This window comes from Variovorax sp. CCNWLW235 (assembly GCF_037204085.1).
In the GTDB taxonomy this organism is placed as follows: Bacteria; Pseudomonadota; Gammaproteobacteria; order Burkholderiales; family Burkholderiaceae_C; genus Variovorax.
The window spans coordinates 60,048-79,169 of sequence record NZ_JBBCBW010000007.1 but is presented as its reverse complement, the minus strand read 5'-3'; the positions used below and the strand labels follow the sequence as shown (position 1 = coordinate 79,169).

The following is a 19,122-nucleotide window of genomic DNA, read 5'->3' as shown; positions in this document are numbered from 1 at the left end:
GCTCCGCAGAGCTGCCGCACAAAAAAAGGCCGGATGCCCCGCGATGGCATCCGGCCTTTGCTCTTTGGGGCCGAAGGGCTTACCAGCGATAGGTGGCCGTTGCCACCGCCGTGCGCTGCGTGCCCAGGTAGCAGTAGCCGTAGGCGCAGTTGGCAACGTAGGTCTTGTTGGTCAGGTTGCGCAGGTTCAGCGCCAGCGTCCAGCGGTCGATGTCGTAGCCGATCATGGCGTCCAGCAGCGTGTACGAAGGCACCTTGGCCGGCGCGACGACTTCCGCGTCGCCGCGGGTCGAGCCGTTGAAGCGCACGCCCGCACCCACCTTCAGGCCGTTGCTGAAGCGGTAGTCCGCCCACACCGACAGGCGGTTGCGCGGAACGGACATCGCCTGCTTGCCGATCTCCTCGGCGCGGCTGCTGGCCGTGACGATGGCGCGCGGCGTGTAGGCGTAGGAGGCCGTGAGGTTCAGGCGCGGCATGAGTTCGGTGGTGGCTTCGAGCTCGAGGCCCCGCACCGAGATCTCGCCGGTCTGCTTCGGCATGAAGGTCGCGTCATACGTGATGTAGTTCTTGCGGCGCAGGTCGAAGATGGCCGCGCTGTACAGCGACTTGCCGCCCGGCGGCTGGTAGCGGATACCGGCCTCGTACTGGCGGCCGCTTTCAGGCTTGAAGGGGGTCCGGGTGGCCGGGTCGAGCGCGCCGATGGGCGCGAACGACTCCGAGTAGCTCAGGTACGGCGCCAGGCCGTTGGGCGCCAGGTAGACCAGGCCCGCGCGTTTGGTGAACTTGTGTTCCGAAATGCGCTGCGTGGAGCCGTCGAGGCGACTGTAGTTGGTGCTTTGCGCCGTGTCGTAGCGCCCGCCGATGGTGAGCGACCAGCGGTCGCCCCACTTGATCTGGTCCTGCAGGTAGATGCCGGTCTGCGCGAGCCGGCTCACACCGTTGACGTAGGGCTGTGGAATGTCGATGGTGCCGCCGTACACGGGCGCGTAGATGTCGAGCAGCGGCGCGCCGAAGCCGCTGCTGTAGGTGTACTGGTCGATGCGGGTGCGCTGGTAGTCCAGGCCCACCAGCACCTTGTGGCGCCAGTCGCCCGAGCGCAGGTCGGCCTGCAGCTGGTTGTCCATGGTGACGGACGAGGTGCTTTCCTGGCTGCCGAAGACACCGCGGTTCAGGTAGCGGTAGTTCTCCGTGCTCAGGGCATTGGCCGGGTCCATGGGGACGAAGTTCGGCGACTGCAGGGCGCGGTAGTCGACCTCGAGCTTGCCGTAGCGCAGCTTCTGGCGCACGGTAAAGGTGTCGTTGAAGCGATGCTCGAGCTGATAGCCGATCATCTTCTGGTCCTGGTTGAAGTGATCGAAGTTGGGATCACCGGCGTTCAGGTCTTCGGGAATGTAGGTGCCGATGCGCGTTGGCGTGAGCGAGCCGGCCGCGGGGCGAATTCGGGTGTAGCTGCCTGCGCGGTTCTTCTGGTACTGGGCCAGCAGCGTGAAAGTGGTGTCGCTCGACGGCTTCCAGGTGATCGAGGGCGCAATGTAGGTGCGGTCGTCGCGTGAGTTGCCGCCGGGCAGCTGGGCATCGCGCAGCACGCCGGTGATGCGGTAGAGCACCTTGCCTTCCGAGTCGAGCGCACCCGAGAAGTCGCCGGCCACCTGGCGGCGGGCATCGTTGCCGTACTGCAGCTGGATCTCGCGCACGGGCTCTGCCGTGGGGAGCTTGCTCGCAATGTTGACCACGCCGCCCGGGCTTGCCATGCCATAGAGCACCGAGGTGGGGCCGCGCAGCACTTCGATGCGTTCGCTGCCGTAGTTCTCGGTTTTCCACAGGCCCCAGGTGCCGTTGTTGCGCAGCGGCAGGCCGTCCAGGTAAAAGCCCGGCGCATAGCCGTCAAAGCCGCGGATCGAGATCCAGTCGTAGCGCGAATCGGCGCCGAAGGGCGCAATGCTCACGCCCGGGGTGTAGCCGAGCGCGTCCTTGACGTTGGTGGCGCCGATGGCGTCCATCCGGTCGGCCGTGATCACCGAGATCGACTGCGGCGTCTCGACGATCGGCGTGTCCGTCTTGCTGCCGGCCGTGCTGCGCTTGGCAAGGTAGCCGTTGACGCGGCCGGTGGCAGATTCTTCCGTGTCGGCGTTCACCGTGATGGCGGGCAGCGTCGAATCGCCGGCCCGCTGCTGCTGTCCAGTCGCCTGCGCCAGGGCGCTCACGCTGCAAAGGGAAAAGGCCGTTCCGAAGGCCGTGGCGAGCGCGGCATTCAATAGACGTTGACGGGGCAGGGGACGCATAAAGTTGATACTCCAGGTGCTTGAATACGACGTGTTCACGTTGCGACGCCCAAGGCCGGCCGGTTTCGGCACCTTGGCGCTTCCATACATGAGACGTTTGGCTTAAAAAAAAGGAGACAGCGACCTGTCTCCTTTTTCTTTTTGCCTGCCCGGCGCCGGGTAGCCGCGCCTAGGCTTGCACCGCCTGCCGCTCGTGGCGGGGGCTGTTTGCAGCATTCGCGGCAGTGGCGGCCACCGGCGCGCCGGCCGGAATCGCCTTGAGCAGGGCGTTGCCGATCTCGCCCGTGCGCACCGAGGTGACCGACAGCAGGGTGTCGCTCAGCCCGTGCGACGACTCGCAGGCGCCTTGCAGGAAGATGGCGGGGTGAAAGTCCGGCGTGCTGCCCACCCGGTAGTGGCGGTCGACTGAAAAATCGCCAAGGTAGGGGGCAAGCGGCGTCAGCAGCGCCTTGTGCTGCTCGCGGCCATAGCCGGTGGCCAGCACCACGGCGTCGTAGCGCAGGGTGTTTTCATGGCCGGTGTTCTGGTCGTGCAGGGTCAGGTGAACGCCATCGGCCGCCGCATGCACGCCGCGGATATCGTGCCGGCGCAGGAAGCGCATGCGCTCTTCGCCGCGAACCTTCTGCTCGTAGAACATCTTGAAGATCTGCTGGATCAGGTCGAGGTCGGCCACCGCGTAGTTGGTGTGGCCGAACTCGTCGATCAGCGCGGCGCGTTCGTCTTCAGGCTGGCTGTAGATGTAGTCGGTGAACTCGACGTTGAACACTTCGTTCACGAAGGGGCTGTCGTCCGACGGACGGATCGAGCGGGCCCGCATGATGAGGTCGACCTGCGGCGCGTGCGGGCGGCCCTGCAGGTCCATGAATATCTCCGCCGCGCTCTGGCCCGCGCCGATGATGGCAATCCTTGCCGCATCGGGCAGGCGGGCCATGTCGCGCAGGTAGCTGCTCGAATGGAACACGCGCGGGTCGTTCCTCAGTGCGCGGAATCCGTCCGGAATGTTGGGCATGCCGCCAATGCTCACGACCAGGTTGCGTGCAAGGCGCTCGGTCACGTGGCCGGCGCCGTCGCGCGAGCGCACGCGCAGCAGCGAGACCTCGCCGCCATGGCCTTCTTTTTCGGGCAGCACCTCGAAGACTTCCTCTCCGTAGACGCAGGCATCTTCGAACTGGGATGCGGCCCAGCCCAGGTAGTCGTTGAACTCGTGGCGGCTGGGAAAGAAGGTCTTCAGGTTGATGAAGTCCTGCAGGCGCTTCTTTTCATGCAGGTAGTTGATGAAGGTGAAGCGGCTGGTGGGGTTGCGCAGCGTCGCCAGGTCCTTCATGAACGAGATCTGCATGTGCGCCTGGTCGAGCATCATGTCCTTGTGCCAGGCGAAGCCGGCCTGCTTCTCGATGAACATCGCATCGACGCGGCGGCCGTCGCGCCGTTTCTCGTCCAGCGCAATGGCCAGTGCGATGTTCGAAGGGCCGAAGCCGATACCGATGAGGTCGTGAATCACCATGGCGGTTTTTCCTTTACGCAGAATGTTGGGCAGGCGTGGCGGCGCCGTCGCTGCGGGGCAGCCAGAGGGCGTCGGTGAAGTAGCGTTCGCGCAGCATCACGACCAGCAGGGCGCGCTTGTGCGGCAGGTCGAATTCCTTCACCTTCGCGTAGCCGGACTTGTCGAGGTTGCGTATCTGCTGCAGGTGGTCGATGCGCGGCTCGCCCACGGCGCGCTGGGTGCGTGGGTCGCACAAGAAGATGTAGTGCGAAATCGAGGTGAGCCAGGCGGTGGCAAAGGCCTTGCCGCGAAACGCCGGCTCGCCGATCAGAACGTGCCAGCCGCGGTCGTAGTCGTCCACGTCGTAGAACGGCGCAATGCGGCTTTCCTTGGCCCAGTACATCTCGAAGTAGCCGAAGGGCTCGCCGTCGAGGCAGGCGATCATCGAATACATGTGCGGGTCGCGGTCGATGGCCGAGAGGTACTGGCGGTGCTTGTCCAGGTCGCCTTCTTCTTCCCAGATCACGGCCACGTCGGGGTCGTTCATCCAGCGGTTGAACATCGGCAGGTCGGCCTCGAAGTCGAAGCTGCGAAACGAAAAGGTCTTGCCAAGCCAGGGAATGAAGCGCTGGTAGAGCACGCCGCGCGGTTTGGGCGGGCGCACGGGGTGGCGCTTGCCGTTGGTCAGCGCGTATTGCAGGGCCATGGGGGCGTGCACTGCGGGCAGCCACAGCGAAGGCTGCTGCCAAAGCATGTCGCGGCAGGCGAGGGCTTGGCCGCCTTCGGCTTGCAGCAGCACGCCGGCCTGCACGAGCGACGCCGCCGGCTGGCTCGGCGCAACGCGCAGCGTCTTGTGGGCCGGGTGGTATTCGAACGCGCCTTCCAGGGCGGCCAGCAGGTGGGCCGTGGACGCATTGCTGCCGTCCACCCACTGGAGCACGGCGCTTGAAGCCGCCTGGCTGGTTTTCCAGAGCGAGCGTGTTTCGTCCTGCGTGTTGCGCACGCTGAGCGTGTCGCCGTCGCGCGTGATGGCGTGCGGCATGCCGCCCGCATAGGAGACATGGGGAGTTGGCGTCATGCTGTTCTTTCGGTGAGCGGTTGCCGTTGCGCTGCAAGCAGGGCCAGGCCCTCGTGCAGGGCGGGAAAGAGGCTGTGGTTGAAGTTGTTCCAGCGCAGCTCGAGGATGGTGTCCTCCGGGTCGATGGTGGTGCGCAGCGCGTCGTGGATCACCTCGCCGGAGTCGATGCCGTTGTCCACGTAGTGAAGCGAGGCCCCTGTCTTGTAGAGCGGAGGCACGGGCACGCTTTCCATCGTTTGCCAGTTCACGATCTTGCGGCCCTGCGCGCCGTGCAGCGCATCGAGCGTTGCGTAGGCGCCGCGGCGCTCGTAAGGCGATTCGATGCGGGTGATGCCCGGATGGATGTTGACGATCTTGCGGTGGAACGGCGCGCCGGGCCGCACCAGCTCGTCGAGGATCACGAGGAGGCCGTCGAGCACGACGATGTCGGCCTGCAGCGTCAGCAGCTTGTCGAGCAGGGTGCGCTCGAAGCGGCTCTTGCCTGCGGGGCGTTCGGCTGAATCGAGCGGCAGCCGCCTGTATTCGGAAGGCACCGGATGGAAGATGTCCGTGAGCTGTTTGCCTTGCGTCTTCAGGCCCGCCGGAAAAATCCATTTCTTGTCGGGCTGGCATGAAAAGCCGTAGTCCTGCAGCGCGGCCTGGTCTTTCGGCGAGCGCGGATCGTCGTCGATGACGATGCCTTCGAGCGAGTAGGCGTCGCCCAGCGGCGTCTCGTCGAGCGCCTTGGCCAGGTACTCGAGCGGGGAGGCCATGTAGCGCTGTTCTCCCTTGTACGCAATATGCTGGCCGGCCTTGTCGGCGGCGGCATTTCTCAAAGACAGGATGTAGACGAGCTTGGCCTTGGACATATGTGTGGAATGGATGGATAGATGGAAGACGGAATGGCCCGCAATCTGTTCACCCGAGACCGCGATGCTCCGGCGCAAGCGGGCAGGCGTTGCAGTGGTGCTCGTGCGGCAACAGATAGTTGAGGCAGCACTCCCGGTGCAGCTTGACGGGGTGGCTGCGTTCGCGGCCGTGAAGCGGGTTGGGGCGAAGCTCGTTCGGCCACGTGGCGCTGTGCAGCAGCAGCTGCCGGTCGCGCGAGATCGAGGGTGCGCCGCCGGTGGCGGCCAGCGCCACGTCGAATACGGGCTCCATGAGCCGACCGGTGTTGCTCCAGAGAATCTTGGGCGCGAGCCGCGTCAGGCCGGCGAGCGCCTCGAACAGCGGCGCAAGGTGCTGCCAGAGCAGCGGCGCGTAGCGCTCTGCGGTACCGGTGCCGTGGTGCGGCCGGCCCATGTTCCGGATGTGAAAGCTGGCGGGGCCGCCATGCGCGTCGAGCCGAACCCAGGTGTGTTCCGCCGCAACCGGAAACACGTGCTGCAGCATGCTGGCCGCGGCCATCACGGGCGGCAGCAGCATCGCGATGTATTCGAGGCTCCACGCGGACGCAACGGCGCGCAGGTCTGTGCCGGCAACGCCCCGGTAGCGCGCATTTCTTTGCAGCACGTCGGCAAGCAATGCACGCGATTGCACAAGGTCCGCCACGCGCACCGCGCCGGGTGGCACGATGTCGGCGCATTGCAGTTTCTCGCCATGCACGGCCAGTTCGCCGGGGAACAGGGGCTCCAGCAGCGGGATCACGGATCGGCCGTCGGCAAGGTCATTTCATCAAGACGGATTTGCAGGGCAACTGTTCACGCGCACCGCGCTGAACATTGCCGCGGCTCAACCGTCTAGGCAGTAGGTGGCACGAAGCCGCCGGGGCTGTGCCGGGCGGCATGGTCGTTTCCACGCTGTCGCCCCCGGGGCGGAAAGAGCCTTTGCATGACAACTACCACCACAGGCAACGGCGCCGAAATCGGGCGCCTGCTGAAACCCTTTCTTCCGTGGATAGTGCTGTCCGCGGTCACGGGCATCAGCGCCGGTGCCGCCACGGTCGCGCTGCTCGGCACCATCAACCGGGTGCTCAACCAGCCGGGCGGGCTGGCGGGTGGCCTGCTGCTGACCTTCATCGGCCTGTGCGGCGTGGCGCTCTTCGGGCGCATGGTGTCGGACGTTTCGACCAACTTCGTCGGCCAGCGCCTGGTGGCCCAGGTGCGAAAGAGCCTGGCGCAGAAAATTCTCGCGGCGCCCATCGATGCGCTGGAGCGCTACCGCACGCACCGCCTGATGCCGGTGTTGTCGCAGGACGTGGACATGATCAGCGACGTGGCGTTCGCGCTGTCGGGAATGCTGATCGCAATTGCCGTGGCGCTGGGCTGCCTGAGCTATCTCGCGTTTCTTTCGCTGCCGCTGTTCGGCCTGATGCTGGTGGCGCTGGTGATCGGCATCACGGTGCAGCTCATGGCGCAGATCCGCGGCGAGGCCGGTTTCTGGAAAGCGCGCGAGCAGGAAGACCAACTGCACAAGGCCTACCGAGCCATCAGCGAAGGCGCGAAGGAACTTCGCATGCACCGCACGCGCCGCACGCGCATGTTCTCCGGCCAGATCGAGCGCATCGTCGACACCATCCGCGTCGTCAACGGGCGCGCCATCAACACCTATGTGATTGCCACCGCCTTCGGCTCGGCGCTGTTCTTTTTGCTGATTGCGCTGATCCTGGGCTGGGCTGCGTTTCAGCCGACCGAGCCCGCGGTGCTCAGCGGCTTCGTGCTGGTGCTGCTGTTCCTGAAGGGGCCGCTGGACCAGATCGCGCTCCTGTTGCCCGGCGTGGGCCGTGCCAAGGTCGCCTTTCAACGCATTGGCGACCTGTCCGCGCGCTTTGCCACGCCGGAGCCGCACCTGCACCTGGAGCGCGCGTCCAACGGCGTGATCCTGAAGAACGAGATCGGCATGCGCGGGGTGCGCTATGCCTTCGATGCGCCCGAAGGCGGCGAGGCCTTTGCGCTCGGCCCCATCGACCTGAAGCTGCGCCGCGGCGAAATGGTGTTTGTGGTGGGCGACAACGGCTCCGGCAAGACCACGCTGATCAAGCTGCTGCTGGGCCTGTATGCACCGCAGGCAGGCGAAGTGCTGATCGACGGCTCGGTGGTCAAGCCCGAAGGCCGCGACGACTACCGCCAGCTCTTCACCACCGTGTTCTCCGACTTCTATCTGTTCGAAGACCTCGTGGCCGGTGAAGAAAGCGAAGGCGGCGCGGGCATGGAGGTGCTGCCCGAGACGGCATTGCCTTATCTGGAGCGGCTGGAAATCGCCCACAAGGTGAGCCTGAAGAACGGCGCATTCAGCACCACCGACCTTTCGACCGGGCAGCGCAAGCGGCTGGCGCTGGTGCATGCCTACCTCGAAGGCCGCCCGGTGCTGGTGTTCGACGAATGGGCTGCCGACCAGGACCCGACCTTCCGCCATCTTTTCTATACCGAGCTGCTGCCCGAACTGCGCGCCAAGGGACACCTGCTGGTGGTGATCTCGCACGACGACCGCTACTTTCACCTGGCCGACCGCGTCATCACCATGCAGGCGGGAAAGATCGTCGAGGACAAGGTTCGCGAATCGCGGGAAAGCCTCGCAGCGTGAAGGAGGGGAATGAAAGACAAGACGACCCGGACGACCGACGACGACCCGGCCTTCGACGTCGCCTGGACGCTCTTCTGCACGCTGCATGATTCGCCCTCGCCGGAGCGGGCCGAAGAGCTCATACGCTGGCTCGGCGTGAACCCCGGCAACATCTGCGCGCTGGACGACGTGCTGACGCTGTGGGCCCTGACCGGCGCCGCGCTGATCAAGCCGTCGATGGAAGAGGCGCTGCGCGAAGAGGGGCGCCTGCAGTGAGGCGCGGCACCGCTACTTTTGCAGGTTGCGCAGTTCCGCCGCCATGCCGCCGAGGGCGTCCCAGCGACGCCGCGCTTCTTGCGCCGCGGCTGCGTGTTCGGCCGACCGGCTGCGCCAACGGCTCAAGGCCAGGCGCGCGGCAACAGCCGCATCTTGCGGGGCGCTTTCGCTTTCGACGATGAGCGCAAGTGCACGCTCGATGAGCTTTTCTTCCGGCGCGCTTGCCACGTTGCGTCGCTCAGGCGAAGTCTTCGGCCAGCTTCGCGTCGAAGCCCGTTCGGTTCGATACGGTGGTCTGTTCGACGAGCTCCGAGCGCAGCACGGCGAACACGCGCGAGCAGTCGATGGCGGCGCGCAGCAGATGCTTGGCCACCGCCATTTCAGTGATGCCGAGTTGCTGCGCGATTTCTGCGCGCGTGTGGCCGTAGGCGCGAAACAGCAAAAACACTTCGCGCCGCCGCGGCGGCAGGGTTTCCAGCGTTTCGACCACACGCGCCAGCACCTGCTGCTGGGAGGCGACGTATTCGCAAGACGGCACCGTCTGGCGCGAGCTGACGCTGAAATGCGTGCTGACCCATTCCTGCGCCACCTTGCGATGACGCGCATCGTCCACGCACAGGTTGCGCGCCACGCGAAACAACAGCGCCCTCGGCGACTCGATGCCGGCGCCCTGCGGTCCGTCGGGTGCCGCGCCGCCGATGCGGATGTCCTTGTTCAGCTTGAGCGCGTGCGCATACACCCGCTCGAAGCTGGATTGCGCGATGTCCGCCGCGTAGTGAGGGTCCCGCAGGTCGCGCGTCAGCTGCCGACGCAAGTCCGCATAGTGAGCTACCAGTTCCTGGACGAGGTCGCGCATCCGATCGCCTTCTCGCAAGCATTCGCAGTGGTGGTGGTTCCCGGGCCGGTCACCGGCGCAGAGCGAAGGGTGACCGGATGGTTGAATAAGAATTATTCTTATTGAAGTGTAACCTTAACCGCGGCTCAACGATGCGCGGTAAAGGTTGGGAAACCTCAACTGCGTGCCTGAAAAAGACACTTGCTCCGAAAATGAATAGTTCTGTTTTCGGATCGGGCGGCGGATGCGCCGCCCCTCGCGATCAACCGCGCTTGGGAACGCCCAGGCCGCGCACGACGGCGGGCCGCGCAACGAAGGTTTCGAGCACGCGAGCGACGTTCTTGAACTCGCCAAAGCCCACCAGGTCGGCCGCTTCGTAGAAGCCGATCAGGTTGCGCACCCACGGGAAGATGGCAATGTCGGCGATGGTGTAGCTATTGCCCATGACCCAGTCGCGCCCTTCGAGGCGCTTGTCGAGCACGCCGAGCAGCCGCTTCGACTCGGCCACATAGCGGTCGCGCGGGCGCTTGTCTTCATAGTCCTTGCCGGCAAACTTGTTGAAGAAGCCGAGCTGGCCGAACATCGGGCCGATGCCGCCCATCTGGAACATGAGCCACTGGGTGGTTTCGTAGCGGCCCGCGGCATCTTGCGGAATGAACTGGCCGGTCTTGTCGGCCAGGTAGAGAAGAATGGCGCCCGACTCGAAGAGCGCGAGCGGCTTGCCGCCGGGGCCGTCGGGATCGAGGACGGCGGGAATCTTGTTGTTCGGGTTGAGCGACAGGAATTCCGGCGACATCTGGTCGTTGGTTTCGAAGCTCACCAGGTGCGCTTCGTAAGGCAGCCCGGTTTCTTCCAGCATGATCGAAACCTTCACGCCGTTGGGCGTGGGCAGCGAATAGAGCTGCAACCTGTCAGGCTGCAGCGCGGGCCATTTCTTGGTGACGGGAAAGCTGGAGAGATCGTGCATGGGCAATTCTGAAAGAACGGAAAAGGAGCGGAGCCATCGCGCCGCGCCCGCCGGTTTCAGATGCCCAGCCAGGTAAGCAGGGCGGCCTCGACCTCGGCCGACGGCGCGACGAAGCCAGTGTAGGTCGAGGTTGCAAGCGCGCGCTTGCCGGCATCGCTTTGTGCAAGCCCCAGCAGGGCTTCTCGCGCCGCGGCGGTGGTGGCGGCATCGAGCTTGCGCGACGCCACCCATTGCTTGATGGGCACCGCGCGCGATTCGGCGCACACGTTGCCGCCGCTGTCCTTCCAGGCCTTGATCACGCCCGACGAGGCCGTGGCGCCATAGGCGGCAAAACCGTTCTTCACGTAGAAGGGCACGGCATCCTGGTAGCGCGTATTGGTGAGCTTGAGCGAGGCGGCCTGCACGCCTTGCTCGCGCAGCATGGCGCGCGTGATCACCGAGGTGATCGAATCCGGGTCGGGCATCACGAGGCCTTTGCCGGCAATGCTCTTCCAGTCGGAGATGGGCTGCGGCTCCTTGCACAGCAGCGACACCTTGTACGCGGTAAAGCCGCCGGTCCAGGCCAGGGCCTGGTAGCGGCCGCTCTTGATGGCCTCCAGCGCCACATGGGCCGGATGGATGAAGGCCATGTCGACCTGCTGTTCCTTCAGGGCCTCGCGCGCACCGTTGTACGAAATCAACACCTTGATGGTCACCGGCTGCTTCAATGCCTTGCTGAGGGCCTCGGCAATGGGCTCGAAGCGCGGTGCGATCTGGCTTTCGGTTACCTGGTAGCTCACGCCTTCCGTCACGCCGATGACCAGCGCGTGGGCCGGTGCGGCCGCTGCCAGCAGCAACGCCACCGCCGGAGCGGCAAGCAAAAGCGAGCGCGGCCTGCGGGCGGGGCGCGCACTGGCGGCGCACACGTCGATGTTGTCGGGGCGGAGTGTGGCGGGGATGTACATCAAAAGATCATAGGGGCCGGGGGTGCGGCCGCCGATGATCGCAAGCACCTATGCGCGCGGCGCCCCACCCATGGCATGCATGGCGCCGGGCCGCTGCGGCAGTAGAAGCCTCAGAACCGCGCCTTGAGGAAGGCAGACGGCCCGTGCAGCTTCACCTTGACCCGCGTCTCGGCGGTGCTGCTTTCGCGCGCCAGGTCGATGTTGGTGACGCCGTAGGCCAGCACCAGGCCCACGTTCTTCACAGGGAACCACTCCACGCCCGCGCTTGCGTTGTAGATGTTGCCGTGAAAGCGCCCGCCGCCCTTGCGCACGCCGGAGAGGTCTGCAAACAGGCGCAGGTCCGGGTTGATGGCATGCCGCACGCCGACTTCGAGCAAGGGCGCAATGGCATCGTCGCTCGCGTCTTCATTCAACTGGCTGACGCGCCCGTTGACCGCAACATTGGCGTTCGCGCCCACATTGATGCGGTAGTAGGCCGCGCCTGCACCAAGCCCGAAAACCGTGTTGCCCGTGCCCAGCCACCATTTGTACGAGAGCTTGGCAAAGTCGAGCTTCACGTTGAGATTGGCGTTGCCCAGGGCATTGAACGTGCCGAAACCGCCGAGCGATTCGCTGCCGCCGGCTTGGCCGAAGTAGTCGCGCTTGTAGCGGTAGTAGTCGAACGAAAGGCCGTGGCTGTCGCCGATCAGCAGGTCGGCCGTCACGCGCGGCATGGTCACGCGGCCGGGCTCGAGGTCGCGCGTTCGCAGCGCGCCGTAGGGCGAGCTGACCGATGCATTGAATTTGGGATCGGCGCTGAAGGCTCCCACCGAAAAACTGAACCGGTCGAGTGCGGGTGAAGGTTCCGCCCAGGCGCTTGCGTGGGCAAAGATCAATCCGGCACCGGCCAAAGTGCCCAGCGTCGTCAATCTTGCGGTGTTGGCGAGCGGGCGGGAGCGAGGCAGCAGCATGAAAGGTCCTTCAGAAGGCAAAAAAAATGCCTCGGGCTCGACACGCAATTTCTATGCGCGCGGTGCTTCCGGGCGGGGCTCCCTTTTGATGACCGACAAGTTAATAGGGCGCATGCCAAAAACCCATGCGTTGATTGCCGCTCTGCTTGTAGGACGGTGTCGATGTCGGCGTTAGCGCGCCTGAAAAAGTATTCAAGCTAAGCTTTGAACATGCACGAACATCTTTCCACGACCACCGGTCCTCAGCGTCTCTTGTATGGCGCGGTGGCAGGCATTGCCGTTGCAGCCGTCGCTCCGCTCGAGCCGATGGTGCGCGGCCTTGCAGGCTGGTGCGCCGGCGCCGCGGTCTTCCTGGTGCTCACGTGGTGGCTGGCCGATACTTTCGATGCACAGCGAACCCGCGAGCGCGCGCAGTCGCTGGACCAGCCCAACCTGGTGATCCTGGTGTCGATGCTGGTCGCGATTGGTGCGAGCGTGGTTGCCATTGCAATGCTGCTGCAGCAGGTCAAGCTGATGAGCGGCCCCGCGCGCGCCGCGCACATCGCGCTGGGGCTGGTGGCGCTCGTGGGCTCCTGGCTCATGATGCATACGATCTACGCGTTTCATTACGCGCATCGCTACTACATCGACCAGCGGGACGGCTCGCCCGACGGCGGGCTGGATTTTCCGGGCAAGGATGAGCCGGACTATTTCGACTTTTTGTACTACGCGTATGTGGTCGGCATGACCTCGCAGGTGTCGGACGTGCAGGCCACCTCGCGCGAGATGCGGCGCATCACGCTGGTGCACAGCGTGCTCGCCTTTGCATTCAATATGCTGGTGCTCGCGCTGTCGGTCAACGTGGTCGCGGCGGCGATGTAGCTGCGGCCGAGCCCGCGCCCGGCCACAGCTTCACAAGGCCGGTGGAAAGCGCCACGCCGCACACGATGACGGCCGCGCAGATCAGCATCCACTGCGTGATGTTTTCGCCGAGGAACACCGCGCCGTAGAACACCGCGAACACCGGCACCAGGAAAGTCACGGTCAGCGCGCGCGCCGGTCCCGCATTGGCGATGAGCCGGAAGAAAAGGATGTACGCCAGGCCGGTGCAGGCAATGCCCAGCGCCAGCAATGCGAGCCATGCGCGCAGGCTGGGCATTTGCGTGGGCCAGAACCACAGCGCAGGCAACGCGAGGAACAGGGTGGCCCCAATCTGGCTGCCGGTGGCCGTGGCCAGCGCGGGCACGCCGCCCAGGTAGCGCCGCGTGGCGCTGGCTGCCACGCCATAGCTTGCACAGGCGCCCAGGCACGCCAGCACGGCCCACAGCGCGGCATTGCCGCCCGCGTCGGCATGCAGGCCTGCGCTGCGGCTTGCGAGCATGGCAACGCCCGCAAAGCCGATGATCAGCCCGACGATGCGCGAGCCGTCCGGCCGGTCGCGAAACCAGGCCCACGCCACCAGCGCGCCGAACATCGGCACGGTGGCGTTGATGACCGCGGCCAGGCCGCTGTTGATGGTGAGCAGCGCAAAGCAGAACAGCGCGAACGGAATGCCGGAGTTCAGTACGCCGATGGCCATCGAGGCCTTCCAGTGCTGTGCCAGTGCCTCGCCGTGGCCGCGGATGAACAGCAGCGGCAACAAGAAGAGCGTGGCTACGCCTACGCGCACCGCGGCCGCGGGCAAGGCACCGAACTCGGCCGCGCCGATGCGCATGAAAAGAAAAGACGCCCCCCAGAGCGCGCCCAGCAGCACAAGATCAACAAGCCAGGCGTTGGGCTTCGGTGAGTCGGTGGCTGTGGTGTTGTCTTTTGTTGTCGTACTCATACGTTCTCTTGATGGTGCGCGTAGCCGGAGCCGGGCCCTATTTCGATTCGAGTTCCAGCAAGGCGGTCTTGCGGTGAAGCCCGCCAGCGTAACCGGTCAGCGAGCCGTTGGCGCCGAGCACGCGGTGGCAGGGCACGATCACGCTGATCGGGTTGCGCCCCACGGCCGCGCCCACCGCGCGCACCGCGGTCGGGTTGCCCACGTTTGCGCTCAGTGCGCTGTAGGTCATGGTCTTGCCCGCGGGTATGGCTAGCAGTGCCTGCCACACGCTCTGCTGGAAGGCGGTGCCGTGCGAGAGATCGAGCTTCACGTCGAAGGTATCGCGCTTGCCGGCAAAGTAATCGCGCAGCTGCGCGCCGGCTTCGACGAGCGCGGGGTGGTCGTCCTTGGTCTGCCAGCCCGTGGTGTCGGGCCAATGGCGCTGCTGGTCGAACCAGACACCCGCCAGGCCTTCGTCGGTGGCCGCCATGGTGATGCCGCCGAGCGGCGTGTCGATGTGCGATGTGTAGATGACTTTGGTCTTGAACTTCATGACATTTCAGGCGGGGGCGCCTGCCGTTGTGATGTTGCTGGAAGAAGATTCCGCTGCGGGTGAGTCCGCGGTTGTGGCTGTTGCCGGCGCGGGTGAAGGCGCATGCCATGCGCGCAGCACCGCGTAGCTGCGCCACGGGCGCCATGCCTGCGATGCCTCGCTCGCTGCGCGTGCGGTCGTCACGCCCAATGCTTTTTGCAGCGCGACGTCGCCCGCCGGAAACGCATCGGACCAGCGCAGCGCACGCATGGCGATGTACTGCGCGGTCCAGGCACCGATGCCGGGCAGCTCCTGCAGCGCCGCGATGGTCGAGGGCACATCGGCACCCGCATGCAGCGCCAGCTTGCCGGCCGCCACCTCGCGGGCGATGCCCTGCAGCGCGGCCTGCCGCTGGCGCACGATGCCGAGCTGACCGAGCGCGTCGCCGCTCGCGGCTGCCAGGGCCGCCGGCGTAGGAAACAACCGGTCCAGGCCCTCGATGGGCGTGGCGATGGGTTCGCCGAATGCCGCGACCAGCCGCGAGCCCAGCGTGCGCGCCGCAGCCACGGTGATCTGCTGGCCCAGCACCGCGCGCACCGCGAGCTCGAAGCCGTCGACCGTGCCCGGCACGCGCAGCCCGTCGCCATGCGGAAAGGCTTCATGCAGCGCGGCGTTGATGGCCATCGGCTCGGCGTCGAGGTCGAGCATGGCGCGTGCGCGGCTGATCACGATCGGCAGCACGGCGGCAAGCGAATCGCTGACCGAGAGCAGCATCTGCTCGCGCTCCATGTCGAAGCGCAGTTGCAGCCATCCGGCGTGCGTCTGCGTGCCTTGCTGCACGCGTAGCGTGCGGGCTAGCCGCACATAAGCAGGCGTGCTGCCCTTGGCGGGCTCCTTGCCATCGGCAGTGAACGCAACCTCGACACCGCGCAGCGCACGGCGCGCGAAGAAGCCCAGCATCGCGTTCACGTCATACGGCGGACGAAAACCCAGTCGCACTTCGATCGCCTTGCCTTCGCCGCCCTCGGCACCGCCCGCGCGCCGCAGCGCACTCGGGTTGAGGCCATAGTGTTCAAGAAAGGCGGCATTGAAGCGGCGCACGCTTGCAAAGCCGCTGGCCAATGCCACCTGTGTCATCGGCAAGCGCGTGTCGGCAATCAGTTGCTTGGCGGCCAGCAGGCGGCGTGTTTGCAGGTATTGCAGGGGCGAGACGCCGAACTGCGCCTCGAAAATGCGCCGCAGGTGGCGGTCGCTCACGCCGAGCCGTGCGGCAATCTGCGCGGCACCCGGGCCGTCTTCGGCCCACGCATCGGGCTCGTCGATGAGGCGGGCCGCCTGCAGCGCGAGGATGCGCGAGGCATCTTCGGTGGACCAGCTTGCTGCGCGCGGCGCCAGTTCGGGCCGGCAGCGCAGGCAGGGGCGAAAGCCTTCGGCCTCGGCCTGTGCCGCATGGCGGAAAAACCGGCAGTTCTCGCGGCGCGGCAACTTCACGCGGCAGACCGGCCGGCAGTAGATGCCGGTGGAGGTCACCGCGGTGAAGAAAGAGCCGTCGAAGCGCGCGTCGTGCGTCTTCATTGCCAGGTAGCAGGCGTCGCTCTCGAGCACTTCGGTGGAGGCAGGTGTGGAAGGCATGGACAAATGATACGGTTTCGACTCGTTTCAACTGGCCGTTTTCGGACATGTGGGCACCAGACTGCTTGCCTACAATGGCTCGGTCTTTAGAACTACAGGGAATGCCTTCTCATGCAACTCAGTGCGTCGATTTTCAAGGCCTATGACATTCGGGGCGTTGTGCCTGTCACGCTCGATGCCGAGGTCGCCGAAGCGCTCGGCCGGGCTTTCGGAAGCGCCGCCCGTGCCGCCGGTGAAAAAACCGTGGCCGTGGGCCGCGACGGCCGCCTGTCGGGCCCTGCGCTCGCCGAAGCACTGATCAAGGGCCTTGTTGCCACCGGCATCGAGGTGATCAACGTGGGTGCCGTGACCACGCCCATGCTGTACTTTGCGGCGCACACGCTGTCGAGCAGCGGCATTCAAGTGACCGGCAGCCACAACCCGAAGGACTACAACGGCTTCAAGATGGTGCTGGCCGGCCGCGCCATCTACGGCGACGAGATCCAGGGCCTGCGCAAGGTGATGGAAGAAGGCACCGCCAAGCTCGCACCCGGCGGCAGCGTGCGCAATGTCGACGTGACCGAGGCCTACGTGAAGCGCATCGTCGGCGACATCAAGCTGGCGCGGCCACTCAAGATCGTGGTCGATTCGGGTAACGGCATTGCGGGCGCTTCGGCACCCGCCATCTTCCGCGCCATCGGCTGCGAAGTGACCGAGCTGTTCAGCGAGGTCGATGGCGACTTTCCCAACCACCACCCAGACCCGAGCCGCCCCGAGAACCTGAAGGACCTGATGGCCGCGCTGGCCACGGGCGACGCCGAATTGGGCCTGGCCTTCGACGGCGACGGCGACCGGCTGGGCATCGTCACCAAAGACGGCCAAAACATCTTCCCCGACCGCCAGATGCAGCTCTTTGCGCAGGACGTGCTTTCGCGCGTGCCGGGGGGCACCATCGTGTACGACGTGAAGTGCTCGCAGCGCCTGGCGCCGGCCATCGAGGCCGCGGGCGGCAAGCCGATGATCTTCAAGACCGGCCATTCGCTCATCAAAGCCAAGATGAAGGAAATCGATTCGCCGCTCGGCGGCGAAATGAGCGGCCACATCTTCTTCAAGGAGCGCTGGTTCGGCTTTGACGACGGCACCTATGCAGGCTGCCGCCTGCTCGAGATATTGAGCAAGACGCCGAACGCGAGCGACACGCTCAACGCGCTGCCCACGAGCTTCTCGACGCCCGAACTCAATGTGAAGTGCGCCGAAGGCGAGCCGCACGCGGTGGTCGAAAAGCTGGTTTCAGGCGCAAGCTTTGCAGCACCGGCCGTGGTCTCGACCATCGACGGATTGCGCGTCGACTGGCCCGACGGCTTCGGCTTGATTCGCGCTTCGAACACCACGCCGGTGCTGGTGCTGCGCTTCGAAGGCCAGACCGATGCGGCGCTCAAGCGCATCGAAGCCGAGATGCTCGCGCTCCTCAGAACCGTCAAGGCCGACGCGACGCTGGCCGAAGCGTCGCACTGAACCCCGTGCGTTCGCTGCTGCTGCGCCTGTACGGCGTCTTCACCACCGTTGTGCAACCGCTGGTTCGCCGCAAGCTGCGGCGCCGTGCGGTGGCCGAGCCGGGCTATGGCATGGCCGTGGAGGAGCGCTTCGGCTACTACGACGACGCAACCACCGGCGAGGGGCAGTGTTGGGTGCATGCGGTTTCGCTCGGCGAAACGCGCGCGGCAGCCATCCTGATTGCGGAGTTGCGGCGGCAGTATCCGGGCATCCCCATCCTGCTTACGCATGGCACTGCCACCGGCCGCGAAGAGGGCGCCAAGCTGCTCGAGCCCGGCGACACGCAGGTCTGGCAGCCGTGGGACACGCCGGGCGCGGTGGCGCGTTTTCTCGATCGCTTTCAGCCGCGCATCGGCGTGCTGATGGAAACCGAAGTCTGGCCAGAGATGGCCGCCGCCTGCGCCGAGCGGCGCATTCCGCTGGTGCTCGCCAATGCGCGCCTCAACGAAAATTCGCTGGCCGCGGCCGAGCGCCTCAGCTGGCTCGCGCGGCCCGCGTATTCGGCGCTGGCCGCCGTGTGGGCACAGACGGAGGCCGACGCGCACCGGCTGGTGTCCCTTGGCGCCAAGGTGGCCGGCATCTACGGCAACCTCAAGTTCGATGCCTCGCCCGACGCGCGCCAGCTCACCGCGGCCGTGGCGCTGCGCGAGCGGCTGCCCAAACCCATGGTGGTGCTTGCGAGCTCGCGCGACGGCGAGGAGCGCATGCTGCTCGAGGTGCTCAAGCGCTTCGGCGCCACGTCGCCCGTGCCGCCGGAGCAGGGTGCGGTTCGCTCGATTGCCAAGCGCGTGCACGACGTGCAATGGATGATCGTGCCGCGCCATCCGCAGCGCTTCGACGAAGTGGCCGCGCTCATCGAGTCGCAGGGCTTTGCCGTGGCGCGCCGCAGTGCGGCCGGCCAGCCGACCGATGCAGAGATATGGCTCGGCGATTCGCTCGGTGAAATGGCGCTTTACTACGGCCTTGCCGACGTTGCGCTGCTGGGCGGAAGCTTCGAACCGCTGGGCGGGCAGAACCTCATCGAGCCCGCGGCATGCGGTTGCCCGGTGGTCATGGGCCCGTCGACCTTCAACTTTGCCGAAGCCGCTCAGCTTTCGCTTGCGGCCGGTGCCTCGCTCCGAGTCGAGAACATGGAGCAGGCCGTGACCGCGGCGCTCAAGCTGGTCGAAAACCCCGAGCGACGTGCCGCCATGGCGCAGGCCGCACTGGCTTTCTCATCGTCGAACCGTGGGGCGGCCGAACGCACCGCCGCGGCGGTGCTGGCCATTGCGCAGGCTGCGGACCCCGTGCCGACCGGCGCCGCGCCGCTGGAAGAAGACGCGAGAGCCGAACCCACGCTCGAGTAGCC

The 19,122-nt window shown here is 65.9% G+C and carries 18 protein-coding genes; 5 read left to right on the top strand and 13 right to left on the bottom strand.

The window, feature by feature from the left end; translation table 11 throughout:
- Positions 1–79: 79 nt before the first annotated feature.
- From V9L21_RS10595 to fhuF, 5 genes are all read right to left on the bottom strand, one after another.
- Positions 80–2,281: a TonB-dependent siderophore receptor gene (locus V9L21_RS10595; RefSeq protein ID WP_337311617.1), complete on the bottom strand. Its 2,202-nt coding sequence runs from the start codon at positions 2,279–2,281 to the stop codon at positions 80–82.
- Positions 2,282–2,450: 169 nt separating this feature from the next.
- Positions 2,451–3,785 (bottom strand): lysine N(6)-hydroxylase/L-ornithine N(5)-oxygenase family protein, encoded by a 1,335-nt coding sequence (locus V9L21_RS10590; protein WP_337311615.1) that lies wholly within the window; start codon positions 3,783–3,785, stop codon positions 2,451–2,453.
- A gap of 13 nt (positions 3,786–3,798) precedes the next feature.
- Positions 3,799–4,842 (bottom strand): GNAT family N-acetyltransferase, encoded by a 1,044-nt coding sequence (locus tag V9L21_RS10585; RefSeq protein WP_337311614.1) that lies wholly within the window; start codon positions 4,840–4,842, stop codon positions 3,799–3,801.
- Positions 4,839–5,690: a formyltransferase family protein gene (locus V9L21_RS10580; protein ID WP_337311612.1), complete on the bottom strand. Its 852-nt coding sequence runs from the start codon at positions 5,688–5,690 to the stop codon at positions 4,839–4,841. Before V9L21_RS10580 ends, V9L21_RS10585 begins: the two co-directional genes overlap by 4 nt.
- Before the next feature lie 49 nt (positions 5,691–5,739).
- Entirely contained in the window at positions 5,740–6,468 is a 729-nt protein-coding gene (gene fhuF, locus V9L21_RS10575; protein WP_337311610.1) for a siderophore-iron reductase FhuF, read from the bottom strand.
- Positions 6,469–6,651: 183 nt separating this feature from the next.
- On the opposite strand from fhuF, the gene V9L21_RS10570 reads away from it, so the two are divergent.
- Positions 6,652–8,343: a cyclic peptide export ABC transporter gene (locus V9L21_RS10570; RefSeq protein WP_337311608.1), complete on the top strand. Its 1,692-nt coding sequence runs from the start codon at positions 6,652–6,654 to the stop codon at positions 8,341–8,343.
- A gap of 9 nt (positions 8,344–8,352) precedes the next feature.
- Positions 8,353–8,598: a hypothetical protein gene (locus V9L21_RS10565; RefSeq protein WP_337311606.1), complete on the top strand. Its 246-nt coding sequence runs from the start codon at positions 8,353–8,355 to the stop codon at positions 8,596–8,598.
- Positions 8,599–8,610: 12 nt separating this feature from the next.
- Here V9L21_RS10565 and V9L21_RS10560 read toward each other — a convergent pair whose 3' ends face one another.
- The 5 genes from V9L21_RS10560 to V9L21_RS10540 form a co-directional block, all read right to left on the bottom strand.
- Complete coding sequence (locus V9L21_RS10560; RefSeq protein WP_258501596.1) at positions 8,611–8,826, bottom strand: iron dicitrate transport regulator FecR; 216 nt, start codon at positions 8,824–8,826, stop codon at positions 8,611–8,613.
- Between the two features lie 10 nt (positions 8,827–8,836).
- Positions 8,837–9,454: an RNA polymerase sigma factor gene (locus V9L21_RS10555; RefSeq protein WP_337311604.1), complete on the bottom strand. Its 618-nt coding sequence runs from the start codon at positions 9,452–9,454 to the stop codon at positions 8,837–8,839.
- A gap of 241 nt (positions 9,455–9,695) precedes the next feature.
- On the bottom strand, positions 9,696–10,400 hold the full coding sequence (locus V9L21_RS10550; protein ID WP_337311602.1) for a glutathione S-transferase N-terminal domain-containing protein: 705 nt from the start codon (positions 10,398–10,400) through the stop codon (positions 9,696–9,698).
- 56 nt (positions 10,401–10,456) lie between these two features.
- The gene (locus V9L21_RS10545; RefSeq protein WP_337311600.1) at positions 10,457–11,344 is read right to left on the bottom strand and encodes a phosphate/phosphite/phosphonate ABC transporter substrate-binding protein; all 888 of its coding nucleotides are present in this window, start codon (positions 11,342–11,344) and stop codon (positions 10,457–10,459) included.
- A 110-nt stretch (positions 11,345–11,454) separates the two neighbouring features.
- The gene (locus V9L21_RS10540) at positions 11,455–12,294 is read right to left on the bottom strand and encodes a hypothetical protein (protein ID WP_337311598.1); all 840 of its coding nucleotides are present in this window, start codon (positions 12,292–12,294) and stop codon (positions 11,455–11,457) included.
- A 210-nt stretch (positions 12,295–12,504) separates the two neighbouring features.
- Between V9L21_RS10540 and V9L21_RS10535 the strand changes: the two genes are divergently transcribed.
- Complete coding sequence (locus V9L21_RS10535) at positions 12,505–13,155, top strand: DUF1345 domain-containing protein (protein WP_337311596.1); 651 nt, start codon at positions 12,505–12,507, stop codon at positions 13,153–13,155.
- Here V9L21_RS10535 and V9L21_RS10530 read toward each other — a convergent pair.
- Genes V9L21_RS10530 through V9L21_RS10520 form a run of 3 tightly spaced genes read right to left on the bottom strand, consistent with a single transcriptional unit; the run spans position 13,130 to position 16,241 of the window.
- Positions 13,130–14,098 carry a DMT family transporter gene (locus tag V9L21_RS10530; protein WP_337311594.1) on the bottom strand — a complete coding sequence of 323 codons (969 nt, stop codon included), beginning with the start codon at positions 14,096–14,098 and terminating at the stop codon, positions 13,130–13,132. The two genes, V9L21_RS10535 and V9L21_RS10530, sit on opposite strands and share 26 nt — an antisense overlap.
- Positions 14,099–14,135: 37 nt before the next feature.
- Positions 14,136–14,630, bottom strand: a complete 495-nt coding sequence (locus V9L21_RS10525; protein WP_337311592.1) for a methylated-DNA--[protein]-cysteine S-methyltransferase — start codon at positions 14,628–14,630, stop codon at positions 14,136–14,138.
- Between the two features lie 6 nt (positions 14,631–14,636).
- Complete coding sequence (locus V9L21_RS10520; RefSeq protein ID WP_337311590.1) at positions 14,637–16,241, bottom strand: DNA-3-methyladenine glycosylase 2 family protein; 1,605 nt, start codon at positions 16,239–16,241, stop codon at positions 14,637–14,639.
- A gap of 111 nt (positions 16,242–16,352) precedes the next feature.
- Here V9L21_RS10520 and V9L21_RS10515 point away from each other — a divergent pair, with 111 nt between their 5' ends.
- Positions 16,353–17,735, top strand: coding sequence for a phosphomannomutase/phosphoglucomutase (locus tag V9L21_RS10515; protein WP_337311588.1), 1,383 nt, complete (start codon positions 16,353–16,355; stop codon positions 17,733–17,735).
- Between the two features lie 5 nt (positions 17,736–17,740).
- Positions 17,741–19,120 (top strand): 3-deoxy-D-manno-octulosonic acid transferase, encoded by a 1,380-nt coding sequence (locus tag V9L21_RS10510; protein WP_337311586.1) that lies wholly within the window; start codon positions 17,741–17,743, stop codon positions 19,118–19,120.
- The last annotated feature ends 2 nt before the right edge of the window (positions 19,121–19,122 follow it).